The sequence below is a fragment of the Oscillibacter sp. PEA192 genome (genome assembly GCF_003574015.1).
GTDB lineage: Bacteria > Bacillota > Clostridia > Oscillospirales > Oscillospiraceae > Oscillibacter > Oscillibacter welbionis.
Genome location: NZ_AP018532.1, coordinates 1,274,892 through 1,287,440, shown reverse-complemented (window position 1 = coordinate 1,287,440; position 12,549 = coordinate 1,274,892). Strand labels below are relative to the sequence as shown.

13 protein-coding genes are annotated in these 12,549 nt (G+C 63.7%); 5 read left to right on the top strand and 8 right to left on the bottom strand.

The features are described 5' to 3' along the window. Nucleotides 1–402, bottom strand: a complete 402-nt coding sequence (locus tag DN611_RS06215; protein ID WP_025545004.1) for a Mini-ribonuclease 3 — start codon at nt 400–402, stop codon at nt 1–3. 242 nt (nt 403–644) lie between these two features. Here DN611_RS06215 and DN611_RS06210 point away from each other — a divergent pair, with 242 nt between their 5' ends. Together DN611_RS06210 and DN611_RS06205 are read left to right on the top strand one after the other, a co-directional pair. Continuing rightward, nucleotides 645–1,202, top strand: a complete 558-nt coding sequence (locus DN611_RS06210; RefSeq protein WP_021749465.1) for an RNA polymerase sigma factor — start codon at nt 645–647, stop codon at nt 1,200–1,202. Further along, complete coding sequence (locus tag DN611_RS06205) at nt 1,199–1,771, top strand: hypothetical protein (RefSeq protein WP_119310894.1); 573 nt, start codon at nt 1,199–1,201, stop codon at nt 1,769–1,771. Before DN611_RS06210 ends, DN611_RS06205 begins: the two co-directional genes overlap by 4 nt. A 66-nt stretch (nt 1,772–1,837) precedes the next feature. Here DN611_RS06205 and DN611_RS06200 read toward each other — a convergent pair whose 3' ends face one another. The 5 genes from DN611_RS06200 to DN611_RS06180 form a co-directional block, all read right to left on the bottom strand. Beyond that, on the bottom strand, nt 1,838–2,260 hold the full coding sequence (locus tag DN611_RS06200) for a DUF2000 domain-containing protein (protein ID WP_021749463.1): 423 nt from the start codon (nt 2,258–2,260) through the stop codon (nt 1,838–1,840). Next, complete coding sequence (locus DN611_RS06195; RefSeq protein WP_021749462.1) at nt 2,223–3,158, bottom strand: DMT family transporter; 936 nt, start codon at nt 3,156–3,158, stop codon at nt 2,223–2,225. Before DN611_RS06195 ends, DN611_RS06200 begins: the two co-directional genes overlap by 38 nt. 7 nt (nt 3,159–3,165) lie before the next feature. After that, complete coding sequence (locus DN611_RS06190; protein WP_119310893.1) at nt 3,166–3,987, bottom strand: AraC family transcriptional regulator; 822 nt, start codon at nt 3,985–3,987, stop codon at nt 3,166–3,168. 81 nt (nt 3,988–4,068) lie between these two features. Beyond that, the gene (locus DN611_RS06185; protein ID WP_021749460.1) at nt 4,069–5,400 is read right to left on the bottom strand and encodes an MATE family efflux transporter; all 1,332 of its coding nucleotides are present in this window, start codon (nt 5,398–5,400) and stop codon (nt 4,069–4,071) included. Between the two features lie 3 nt (nt 5,401–5,403). Next, nucleotides 5,404–5,874, bottom strand: a complete 471-nt coding sequence (locus tag DN611_RS06180) for a MarR family winged helix-turn-helix transcriptional regulator (protein WP_025545150.1) — start codon at nt 5,872–5,874, stop codon at nt 5,404–5,406. Between the two features lie 160 nt (nt 5,875–6,034). On the opposite strand from DN611_RS06180, the gene DN611_RS06175 reads away from it, so the two are divergent. From DN611_RS06175 to DN611_RS06165, 3 genes are all read left to right on the top strand, one after another. Continuing rightward, a complete protein-coding gene (locus tag DN611_RS06175) occupies nt 6,035–6,796 on the top strand; it encodes a threonine/serine exporter family protein (RefSeq protein WP_021749457.1) in 762 nt (253 codons plus the stop codon). A gap of 15 nt (nt 6,797–6,811) precedes the next feature. Then, entirely contained in the window at nt 6,812–7,282 is a 471-nt protein-coding gene (locus tag DN611_RS06170) for a threonine/serine exporter family protein (RefSeq protein WP_119310892.1), read from the top strand. Between the two features lie 112 nt (nt 7,283–7,394). Next, nucleotides 7,395–10,535 (top strand): UvrD-helicase domain-containing protein, encoded by a 3,141-nt coding sequence (locus DN611_RS06165; protein ID WP_119310891.1) that lies wholly within the window; start codon nt 7,395–7,397, stop codon nt 10,533–10,535. A gap of 79 nt (nt 10,536–10,614) precedes the next feature. Here DN611_RS06165 and DN611_RS06160 read toward each other — a convergent pair whose 3' ends face one another. Together DN611_RS06160 and DN611_RS06155 are read right to left on the bottom strand one after the other, a co-directional pair. Further along, a complete protein-coding gene (locus DN611_RS06160) occupies nt 10,615–11,949 on the bottom strand; it encodes a CCA tRNA nucleotidyltransferase (protein WP_119310890.1) in 1,335 nt (444 codons plus the stop codon). A 42-nt stretch (nt 11,950–11,991) separates the two neighbouring features. Continuing rightward, the gene (locus DN611_RS06155) at nt 11,992–12,435 is read right to left on the bottom strand and encodes a GNAT family N-acetyltransferase (protein ID WP_021749453.1); all 444 of its coding nucleotides are present in this window, start codon (nt 12,433–12,435) and stop codon (nt 11,992–11,994) included. Nucleotides 12,436–12,549 lie beyond the last annotated feature (114 nt).

Sequence of the window (12,549 nt, the reverse complement as noted above, 5' to 3'; positions counted from 1 at the left end):
TTACTCCTCCATCATCGCGCGGAAAAGCGCATTGATCCGGTCCCGCCGGCCCTTCAGATACAGCCAGCCCAACAGGGCCTCCAGGGCCGTGGCCTCGCCGTACTGGGCCCGGGTGGCATGGCCGGGTACCGACTTCACGTGAGCGTTCCGCCCGCGGCGGAACACAGCGGCCTCCTCCTCCGTCAAAAGGGGCAGGATCCGCTCCGCCTTCTCCGCCTGGCTCTCCGCCCGCACCAGGGCAATGGTGGCCTGGTGCAGCCCCCTTCCCGTGGCCTTGCCATGGGCACAGAGCCAGGTGCGCACCAGCACCTCGAACACGGCGTCCCCCATGTGGGCCAGGCCGATGGAACTGATAGCGCGCAGTTGGTCGTCGGTGAGATTCGGTTCAAAATAGTTTTCCATAAAGGACTCCTTGGGGAACAGAAATTTTCATACCGGAATATTTTACCACACTTCCCCCGGTTTGTCACCTGGGATGCAATGTTGTCTTTTCCGCAGACGCAGCTGGAACTGCGGCCTTCTCCGCTTCTCTTCCGGCCGTATGGCCGCATGATCGTATATTGAAAAAATACTGGAATCTGTTGTAGGATTTGCCGAAAAAAACGTAGTGTACAAAGTGAAACCGGAAAGGAGGTGGAGCAACCATGGATGAGGAACAGATCATCACACTGTTCTTTGCACGTTCCGAACAGGCTATCGAGGCATTGGACGCGAAATATGGAAAACTATTCCACAGTCTCTCCTATCACATCGTGAATGACAGGCAGGACGCAGATGAGTGCGTCAATGATGCGTACCTGGGGGCATGGAATGCCATTCCCCCGGCAAAACCGGACTCTCTGCTGCCCTATATGGCGCGGATCGTCCGCAACATTTCCCTGAAGTGCTATTGGAAAAAGGGCGCTGCCAAGCGAAACAGTCCTTACACCCTTGCTTTGCAGGAAGTCGAGGAGTGTCTTCCAGACCGAAAGAGCGCCGAGGAAGAGGTGGAGGCAAGGGAGCTCGCCCGCGTCATTGCGTGCTTTTTGGATACGCTGTCCGCAGAGAACCGCGTAATCTTCATGCGGCGCTACTGGTTTTCTGACAGCTGCCGGGACATCGCCGGGCTTGTCGGGCTGAGCGAAAAAAATATCTCCGTCCGGCTGACCCGGATCCGAAGGAAGCTGAAACAATATCTGGCAGAAAGAGAGGCGTTTTTATGAATGCAAAGAAGTTTTCTGATGCTCTGAGTGCGCTCGACGGCAGGTATGTGGAAGAGGCCGCCCGGTACAGGCGAAAGCACGGGCAGTCCTTTTGGGTCCGGTGGGGCGCCGCGGCGGCCTGCCTGTGCCTGCTGGCCGCCGGCGGGGCACTGCTGATTCAGGGCAGAGGGCGCGCTGCCCCGGATCCTCAGCAGGTTCAAATCCCGAATCCCATCCTCACAGTCGCGTCCGCCGCAGAGATGGAAGCATATCTGGACTTCAAGGTCCCTGTGCTGGAGAAAGAGGTGGAGGCGTACTCCGTGTTCATCTCAGATGGGTACCCCACCATGGGACAGGTGGACTATGCGGACGGCTCCCAGTTTCGTATCCAGTATGGGAGTGGAGACATCAGCGGAATCTACGGCGGCACACTGGAGGAGAGCAGAGAGATTGCGGGCGTCAGCGTCGCATACTACCAATACGATAGTATGTCGTATGCCATCTGGGAAGTGAACGGCTTTGCCTGCAGCTATTTGTACACCAATGGCGGTGATGCTGAGGTGGATCTGTTGATCCAGCAGGGGCCATAAGTCCTCCGGGAAATGATACGAGAATGGGGCCGCAACCGGGCGCGGCCCCATTCTTGCGTTTTTTCCCTACCGCAGCAGCGGCAGGCTTCCGGTCAGCCGGTCCACCTGATGCCGGGGGCCCAAAAGGGCCATGCCCAGGTATCGCAGCTCCCCCGGCCCGGTGCGGGCCATTTTTTCGATGAACTCGCCGTAGGTACGGCAGCTCTGGGCCAGATCTGTGAAGTCCACAGCCGCCACATCTGCAAATTCCAGCTCGGCCAGCTGCCGCCGCAGGGTCTGAAAAGTCTCCGGCCTGCCGGAGAGCACCGGCACCGGCGTGCGGATGATCCCGGGGTGAATGGCTCCGGCAGCGTCGGTCACGTCCTCCCCTACCAGTTCCGGCCGCAGCCGGCCCCATGTGATGCCCAGGATGGCCGCTGTGTTGGCAGCGAGGCCCCGGGGCATGGCCTCATCAATCACCAGGACGCATTTGTCCAGTTCCTGTTTCATGGTGTGTTCCCTCTTTCCAATGGAGTTTGCCTTCAGAGAGAAGCAGCCCGATCAGGGTCAGTACCGTACCGGCTCCGGTCATCCAGGTGAAGGGTTCCCGCAGGATCAGCACGGAGGCCGCCACTGTGATCACCGGCACCAGATAGATGTACACGCTGGTTTTCACCGCCCCCAGTGCCTTCACCGCGAAGTTCCAGGTGACGAAGCACAGGGCCGAGGCCCCCAGCCCCAGAAACAGCAGATTCCCCAGGTTCACCGGGGCTGTGAGTCGCGTGAGCTCCAGCCGGACGCCAGAGACCATCAGCGCCGGCAGCATGAATGCCAGCCCGTAGAAAAAGGTTCGCCGCGTGGTCAGGACAGTGGGATGGCCCAGGGCGCTGATCTTCCGGGACAAGAGGGCGTAACAGGCCCACACGAAGGCGGCCAGCAGCGCCAGCAAATCCCCCCGGAGGTCCAGCTCCAGGGCAGAGCCGTTGAAGCTGATAAGGCAGATCCCCGCCATGGCCACCGCAAAGCCTGCGAAAAATGTGGGCCGCAGCCGCTCCTCGCCCCGCATCAGAAAATGGGTCAGCAGGGCGGTGAAGCAGGGAGACACGGAGATGATGACCCCCACGTTGGAGGCCATGGTGTACGTCAGGGCGATGTTCTCCAGCAGGTAGTACAGGCACACGCCGCACAGCCCCGCCAGGGCAAACAATCCCTCCTGCCGCCGTGTGACGCCCTGCAGGCGGCGAGGACAGACTGCCAGCAGCGCCAGAAAGCCCATCATGAACCGGATAAACAAGATCTCCACCGGCTGGAAATCCACCAGCAGCACCTTGGTGGAGATGAAGGTGGTCCCCCAGATCACAATGGTCAGCAGGGCCGCCAGGTGGCCCCGTGCAGGATTCGTCTCCACGGCTGTGTCATCCTCTCTCCCATTCCTGCCGGAACAGCTCCCGGCAGGCCCCCGGCGTCAGGCCGGTGAAGGCAGTGAAATAGTTGGTGAAATGGCTCTGATCGGAAAAGCCTGTCTCCACGGCGGCCTCTGCAGAGGAGACACCCCGTTCCAGCAGGCGCCGTGCCTCGCTGATCCGCACCGCCATCAGATAGCGGTAGGGCGTGACGCCCTTGGCCTTGGCAAAGGCCCGGACCAGGGCGGATTTGCTCAGTCCCGCCTGAAGGCTGAGCTCCTCCAGCGTGATATGCCGGGCATAGTGGCTCCGGATGAACGCACAGGTCCGCTCCACCTCCACCCGGCAGGCAGAAACCGTTTCCACCATCCCGGCGTACCCCGGCAGCAGGAGGCCCCAGGCCAGCAGCAGCGCCTCCTCCCTCCGGAGCTCCGGCTCCTCCCCCAGCACCGCCCGGTGCAGGGCCCGGAGGCGGCCTGCCAGTTCTCCGTCCCGAACCACGGCCACGGAAAAGCCGGGCATTGCCCGGCTGCCCATGATCTCCTCCGCCAGGGCCAGCATGGTGCTGCGTGGGATATTCAGTCCCCGGTAGTCCAGAGCCCCGTCCGCCTGGATGCAGGCATGGCTGTCTCCCGGGTTGAACAGCAGCACGTCTCCCGGGCCGATGACCTGCCGTTGGCGGCCGCAGGTGAGGGTCCGGGTCCCCCGCTCCACCACGCCGATCACATAATGGTCGTGAAAGTGGCTGGGAAAGGGCCTGTCCACCGCCCGGAGGCTGTACGCCTCCAGCCCCAGAGCCTGGTCATATCGGGCGGTCCGCGCCGCTTGTCTCATGGTTCTTCCCTCCTGTCGGCACCAGCCAGCATACCACCTGAGCGGAGCCGCCGTCTTGTAACATATCCGCGTTTTCCCCCGTCAGGCGTAATGGTAACGCCGCCGCATCAGCACCAGCAGCACCACCGAGAGCACCACCCCCAGCAGTTCCGCCGCTGCCACGGACCACCAGACGCCATCCACGCCGAAGAACACCGGCATCACCAGCACCAGTCCACCCCGCAGCAGCAGCGTGCGGGTGAAGGCGATCAGGGCCGACAGGGCGCCGTTGCACAGGGCCGTGAAGAAGGCGGATGCGTAGATATTCAGCCCGCAGAAGAGGTAGCACAGGGCAAAGATCCGGAAGCCGTGGGTGGTCAGCTCCAGCAAGTCCGGAGAGTACCCCACGAAGGCAGCAGACAGGGGCCGGCTTAAGAGCTCCGACGCCGCCACCATCGCCACGGAGGTAGCGGCGATGATGACGCCACTGCGGCGGAAGATGTTCTTCAGCTCATCATAGTTCTCCGCCCCGTAGTGATAGCTGACGATGGGGGCGCTGCCCATGGAGAACCCCAGAAAGGCAGCCACAAACACGAAATCCACGTACATCATCACCGAGTGGGCCGCCACGCCCGGCTCTCCCAGAAGGTCCATCAGCCGGATGTTGTAGAGGATGCCCACCACGGAGGCGGAGATGTTGCTCATCAGCTCCGAGGAGCCGTTGATACAGGCGTGAAGCAGTTCCCGGCCGTAAAAGTTCGTCCGCACCAGCCGCAGGCCCTCTCTTCTGGGAAGCAGGAAGTACACCACCGGGATGACACCGCCCACGCAGTAGCCCAGCACTGTGGCCCATGCGGCACCGGTGACACCCATGCCCAGCAGGGCGATGAACACGTAGTCAAAGGTGATGTTGGTGGCTCCGGCAGCCAGGGAGAGCAGTAACCCCAGCTTGGGTTTCTCCGCCACGGAAAAGAAACTCTGAAAGGCGCTCTGGAGCATGAACACGGCACTGCCGGCCAGCAGGATCCGGCCGTAGGCGATGCAGTCTTCCAGCAGCAGGTCGCTAGCCCCGGCAAAACGCATGATGGGTTCGATGAAGGCGATGGTCACAATGGAGAGCACCACGCCCAGCCCCGCCACGCACCAGATGAAGAGCGTGAAATATCGGGAGGCCAGCTCCGGCTTCCCCTCCCCCAGCGTGCGGGCCACGATGGCGCTGCCGCCGGTGCCCAGCATGAAGCCGAAGGCGCCGATGATCATAGTGATGGGGAAGGCGATATTCACCGCCGACAGGGCCAGGTCCCCCACCAAGTTGGATACGAACAGTCCGTCTACCACGCTGTACAGAGAGGTGAAGATAATCATAACGATGGTCGGCAGTGTGTAACGCAGCAGCCGTCCGTAGGTGAAATGGTCAGAAAGTTTGATCTGCATACATCAGTCTCCTATCGCAGCGGTCTGTAAAAAAGCTTCCGTCTCCGCCCGAAAGGCATCCAGCAGCTTCTGGCTCAATGCCACAAGCGCCGACCGCTCCTCCTCGGTCAGGCGGGCGGCCGCGGCGCTCTCTACGCCGAACACGCGGTCCACAGTGCGGCGGAGGAATGCCTCGCCCGCCTCTGTCAGACAGACCCGCTTGTTTTTCAGATTGCCGTCCGCCGCCTCCAAGCGGAGGACTCCCTCCTCCACCAGCTTTTTCAGGGCGGAATTCACCGTCTGCTTGGGTAGGGACAGCTGCTCGCTCAACTGGGTCTGGGTCAGGGGCGCCTCCTCCGACCGCAGGGTGTACAGCAGCCAGAAGGCGCAGTCCGGCAGGCCGCAGGCCCGGGCCAGACGGTGGTACAGCAGGGTATTCTCATTGTAGATTCGGTCATTGGATTTCCAGAAAGCATCCAGAACTTCCTGTCCCATCGAATCCCTCCCGTCTTATTTTGTCCGATTTCGGACTATTCGATTATACAGAAACCGCTCCTTTTTGTCAAGGGCTCCCCTGCGCGGCGCGTTTCGTCAAAATATCCCTTGTGTTTTTTCCAAAAATCGCATATCTTAAAAAGGCGAGAGGAGGCGTTTTATGGATTCGGACAAGCTGTTGAATCTAGCCACATCGCTGGGCTGCCTGCTGGCAGAGAGCGGCGCGGAAATCTCCCGTGTGGAGGAGTCCGTCTACCGGCTGCTGCAGGCCTACCAAGGCAAGGACGCCCAGGTGTTTGCCATCCCCAGCTGTTTGATTGTCAGTTTGATGGCGGAGGATGGCCGTCCGGTGACCCGGATGCGCCGGATCAGTGCCCACGGCACGGATCTGGAGCTACTGGAGAGCTGCAACGCTTTATGCCGCCAGCTCTGCCGTACCGTACCGCCCCTGGACGAGGCCCGGGCCATGGTGGACCGCCTCCCTGCCTCCTGCCGCCGCCACCGCCCCGCCACGGTGCTGCTGGGCTACGGTATCGCCCCCGCTTTCTTCTGTCCCCTGTTCGGCGGCGGGTTTTGGGACAGCTTGAGCGCCTTCTTCTGCGGTCTGGTGGTGGGCACCTGCCTGCTCTTTGGCGGCAGATGGCTGGGCAGCAACAGCTTTCTGCGGACGCTGGTATGCAGCGGCATCGCCTCCCTGCTGTCTCTTCTGCTGGTGCGGGCGGGCCTGGGGAATAATGTGGACCTGGTGACCATCGGCGTCCTGATGCTGCTGGTGCCCGGCGTGGCCCTGACCAACGCCATGCGGGAGATCGTGGCCGGCGACACCTACTCCGGACTCAGCCGGACGGCGGAGGCTATTCTGATCGCCACGGGTATCGCTCTGGGGGCCGCTGTGGGCCTGGGCATCGGGTATATTCTGTAAAGGGGATCTACTTTTATGGATATCTGGTCTCAATATGTTCTGCCCTGCCTGTGTGCTTTCGCCGGCTGTATCGGATTCACTCTGGTGTTCAATATCCATGGCCCCGGCAAGCTGATTGCCTGCTGTGGCGGCGCTCTGGGATGGCTGGTGTATCTGCTGGCCGGCAAGACCATCCTGGCAGGCTTTTTCGCCGCCATGGCCATCAGTCTGTTCTCAGAAGTCATGGCACGTATCCGCCGCTGCCCCGTCACCGGCTATCAGCTGGTGGCCCTGCTGCCCCTGGTGCCCGGCGGCGGCATCTACTACGCCATGGGCTACTGTCTGGAGGGCGACACAGAGCAATTCCTCAGCGCCCTGCTGGGCACTCTGGGCATGGCGGCCGCCCTGGCGGTTGGGGTCATCCTGGCCTCCTCCCTGTTCCGGGCAGTGTTCCCGCGCCTGGCTCGCGTCCCGAAGCGCATGCCCTCCGGCAGGCAAAACCCATAAATGATTTTTTCAGCAGCCCGGCGGAACACGCCGGGCTGCTTTTCTCCGCCTTGCGCTGTCGGATGGAAGAGATTATAATGGAATCGACTTGATTCGACAGAGGAGGACTTCCATGTACATTGCCGACCTCCACATCCACTCCCGCTTTTCCCGGGCCACCAGTAAGGACGGAGATCTCCCCCACCTGGACTGGTGGGCCCGGCGAAAGGGCATCCGAATGGTGGGCACCGGGGACTTCACCCACCCCGCTTGGCGCGCCGAGCTGCGGGAGCAGCTGGTGCCCGCCGGAGAGGGCGTCTATACCCTGCGCCAGGATTTGCGCCTGCCGGATGTCGCCCCGGGCGAGGCGCCCCGGTTCGTTATCACCGGGGAGATCAGCTGCATCTACAAGCGCCACGGCAGAACCCGGAAAGTCCACAACCTGATCCTGCTGCCCTCTCTGGAGGCGGCGGACGAGCTCTCCGCCCGGCTGGAGGCCATCGGCAACATCCACTCCGACGGACGGCCCATTCTGGGGCTGGACAGTCGGGACCTGCTGGAGCTGACCCTGGACACCTGCCCGGACGCGGAATTCATCCCCGCTCACATCTGGACGCCCCACTTCGCTCTGTTTGGCGCCTTCTCCGGCTTCGATACCATGGAGGAGTGCTTCGGGGATCTGACCGGCCACATCCACGCGGTGGAGACGGGCCTCTCCTCTGATCCGCCCATGAACTGGCGGGTCTCTGCCCTGGACGGACTCACCCTGGTCTCCCACTCCGACGCCCATTCCCCCTCCAAGCTGGGCCGGGAGGCGGATCTTCTGGACACCGGCCTCACCTACCCGGAGCTGGTCCGGGCCATCCGCACCGGAGAGGGATTCCAGGGCACGGTGGAGTTCTTCCCCGAGGAGGGCAAGTACCACCTGGATGGCCACCGGAACTGCGGCGTCTGCCTGACCCCGGCGGAGACAGCGGCGCTGGGCGGCGTCTGCCCCGTTTGCGGGAAGAAACTGACCATCGGCGTGGAGCACCGGGTGGAGGCCCTGGCGGACCGTCCTGCAGGGTTTCGTCCCGAGGGTGCCAAACCCTTTGAGAGTTTGGCGCCCCTGCCGGAGGTGATCGCCGCCTCCACCGGAGTCTCCGCCGCTGGGAAGAATACCCAGGCGCTGTACGAGCAGATGCTCCATGCCCTGGGGCCGGAGTTCTCCATCCTGCGGGAGGTGCCTGTGGAGGATATCGCCCACACGGCCGGCCCCTGCGTGGCGGAGGGCATCCGCCGCCTGCGGGCCGGGCAGGTGGAGCGCCGGGCGGGCTTTGACGGGGAGTACGGCGTCATCTCCCTGCTGACCCCCGGTGAGATCGCCCGGTTCAGCGGGCAGATCTCTCTGTTTGGCCTGGACCTGCCTGTGCGCAAATCCAAGCCCCGCCGGGAGCTGCAGCACGTTTTGGCGCCAGAAGCGGCCCCGGCTGCTCCCCAGCCGGAGGCGCTGAATCCCCCGCAGCTGGAGGCTGTCACCTCCACCGCGCCGGTAACCGCTGTGACGGCGGGCCCCGGCACCGGCAAGACCCGCACCCTGGTGGCCCGGATCGCCTGGCTGGTGGAGGAACGGGGCGTCCGCCCCGGAGAGATTACCGCCGTCACTTTCACCAATCAAGCGGCGGCAGAGATGCGCGCCCGGCTGGAACAGCGTCTGGGCGGCAAGCGGGCGGTGGCGGCCATGACCATCGGCACCTTCCACGCCATCTGTCTGAAACTGCTTGGCGACGTGCGGCTCATCAGTCCCGGCGAGGCCCTGACCATCGCGGAGCAGGTGCTGCGGGAGTCCGGCCGAAAGGGCGGCGGAAAAACGCTGCTCCAGTCTGTCTCCCGGGTGAAAAACGGCGTGTCCCCGGAGGATACCGGTCTGGACGCGGAGCTGTACGACGCCTATCAGGCCCGGCTGCGAGACCTGGGCGCCCTGGACTTCGACGACCTGCTGACCGAAGGACTGAAGCGGGATGTCACCGGTCTGCGGTGCTTCCGCCATGTGCTGGTGGACGAGTTTCAGGATATCAACGATATCCAGTACCAGCTGGTCCGGTCCTGGAGCCGGAGCGGGGAGCTGTTCGTCATCGGCGACCCGGACCAGTCCATCTACGGCTTCCGGGGCGCCGACTGCCGGTGCTTCCAGCGGCTTCAAGAGGAGCATCCTGGTGTAAAGGAAATTCACCTAACAGAAAATTACCGCTCTGCTCCGGCCATTCTGGATACGGCCTTGGCAGTGATCGGTCATAATCCCGGCGGGGGCCGAATACTGACTCCCCACTGCCCCGCCGGTCCTGCCGTGCGACTGGTCCAGGCAGCGGACAGCTTCTCCGAGGCCGTATTCATCGCCAAGGAGATCGGCCGTATGACCGGCGGCGTGGACATGCTGGAGGCCCAGGCCCTGGGCCACGAGCGGACGGTGCGGGCCTTTTCCGATATTGCGGTGCTCTGCCGCACCCACCGGCAGCTGGAGCTGGTGGAGAAATGCCTCCGCCACGACGATATTCCCTGTCTTGTCACCGGGCGGGAGGACTTCCTGGATGACCCGGCGGTTCGGGGGGCGCTGGGCTTCCTCCGTTCCCTGGTGGTGCCAGCAGACAACGCGGCGCTGGAGTCCGCCCTCCGGCTGCTGTGGAACTGCCCGGCAGATCTCATCCAGAAGGCCCAGACGCTCTGCCAAAAGATGGGCACGCTGGACTCGGCGGCCCTGCAGGAGGCGGTCCGGGGCCACGGCATTCTGGAAAACTGGCTGGACCGGACAGAGGTCTGGCTCCCTCTGGTCCAGACGGAAACACCCCGGAAGCTGGTGGAACAGTGGGAGGAACAGTACGGCACCTCTCCGGCCCTGGAACGCCTGCGGAACACGGCGGTATTCCACGAGGACTTCGACAGCCTCTGGGATGCTCTGGTCCTGGGCCAGGAGGCAGACCTCCGGCGGGCATCCGGCAAACACTGGGCCTCCGGCGCAGTGCGCCTGATGACGCTCCACGGTGCCAAGGGTTTGGAATTCCCTGCGGTGTTCCTGGCGGGTCTCTCCGCCGGAGCGATGCCCCTGGAGTCCCCCGGCCGCCCGGCGGATGCGGAAGAGGAGCGGCGGCTCTTCTTTGTGGGCCTCACCCGGGCCCGGGAGGAACTGATCCTCACCGCCGCGCCGGAGTTCTCTCCCTTCCTGCGGGAACTGCCGGAGCCGGTGGTCCGGGAGACCACCGGCCGCCGCCGGGTGGCGGAACAGCTGCGCCTGTTCTGAGCGCTTCCCCTTCTCCCAGTTCATACCAAAAGCCCCGGGCACACGTGTGTGTCCGGGGCTTCTCTCTTTTCCGTTGCCTTCAGCTTCGGTGTGCCCGATCCCTGACAGCGGCCAACAGCGCGTGACGCTCGTTGGGCAGGGAGTCATCCAGCACAGCGTTCAGCAGTTCCCGCAAAGTCTGTCCCACCGCGGGGCCGGAGAGTCCCATGGCCAGCAGGTCCCGCCCGTTCACCGCCAGCTGCCGCAGGGATACGCAGGCGCCCTCCACCAGCAGCTGGTCCAGGATGCATTCCGCCCTGTCGATCTCCCCCTGCAGGAAGCGGTACGCCGGGGCCTGAGCCAGATTGTCCGCTCGCTTCACATCCAGCAGACGCCGCAGGTCCCGCTCCCCCAGTGCCCCCAGTGCCCGAGCCACGCCCGGGCGGGTGCGTGGGATGTTGCGGTCATGCCAAGCCACCAGCTGCACCACCGTCTCCCGGAGAACCGTCTCGGCCCGGAGGCGACCCAGCATGGCCTCCGCCATGCGGGCGCTCTCCGCCGGATGGCCGTAAAAGTGTCCGCAGCCCAGCCCATCCACTGTAAAGCAATTTGGCTTTCCAATATCGTGAAGCAGCATGGTCAGCCGCAGCTCCGGCTCCGGTTTTACTTTCTCCATGGCATGGAGAGTGTGCTCCCACACATCGTAACAATGGTGGCCGTTCCGCTGGTCAAACCCCACCATGGGCAGAATCTCCGGCCAGAAGACGCCAGCCACATCCGGATAGGCCCGCAGGACCTCTGCGGCCCATTTTCCGGACACCAGCTTTTTCAGCTCCGCCCAGATCCGCTCCGGAGCAATGGCTCTCAGCAATTCCCGGTTCCGGTGGATGGCCACCGCTGTATCCGGATGGACAGTGACCCCCAGCTCCGCCGCGAACCGCAGTCCCCGCAGGATGCGGAGGGCATCCTCGCCGAACCGGCGGTCCGGCTCTCCCACACACCGCAGGACCTTCGCCGTCAGGTCTGCCCGGCCGCCCAGAGGGTCGTACAGGGTCCCCTGCAGGTCCGCTGCCATCGCGTTGATGGTGAAGTCCCGGCGCCGCAGATCCTCCTCCAGAGAGTCGGTGAACGTCACGGTCTCCGGCCTCCGGTGGTCCCGATAGGCACCATCCCGCCGGAGTGTAGTGATCTCCACGCCACCCTGCTCCGTCTTTACGGTGACGGTGCCGTGGCGCAGACCAGTTGGGACAGCCCGGCCGGCAAACAGGGCCATAGTCTCCTCCGGCCGGGCGGAAGTGGTCACATCCCAGTCCCCCGGCATCCGGTCCAGCAGGGCATCCCGGACGCAGCCGCCCACGCACCATGCACCATACCCCGCCGCCTCCAGTGTTTTCAGGATCTCCCCTACCGGAGCGGGGATCGTTACCGTTGTCATGTGCCCACCTCCCTTATGTCCATTCTCCTTGCGTATCGCGGATCAGCTCTGCGGGCCGTCCCATCGCCACTCCATAAGAAGTTCCGCTTCCCCAGTCTCGGGATCCACGCCCTCCTCCAGGACACGGAACCCCTCCCGCCGGTAGAAGGCTGCCGCCCGGAGGTTTTTCCGGTAGACCTGCAGGCGCAGCTGCCCGCGGCTGGTCTTCACGTGGTCCAACAGCTGCCGACCCACGCCGCCGGACCGGGCCTCCCTCCGGACGAAGATGCCGGCGATGTAGTCTCCCAGAAGTCCGATGAAGCCTGAAATTTCGGCCCGCGCCTCCGTCTCAAAGACCCAGACCTCCGCCCGGGCCAGCGCAGTCCTGACCTCTGCAAAATGTCCCAGCCAATAGGCTGCTGGGATGAAATCGTGGGCTTCCCGGTTGGCGTCCAACCAGATGGCCGCCACAGCATCCAGGTCGCCCTTCCCCATTCTTCGGATCATGGGCCTCCTCCATTCCTCCTGTACCTCGCGCTGCTCTGATGATACCACACCAAGCGACCCGCCGCAAGGCAGGGGCCACCGGATTCTGCCTTTTGAAGTATGATCGTGATTTCA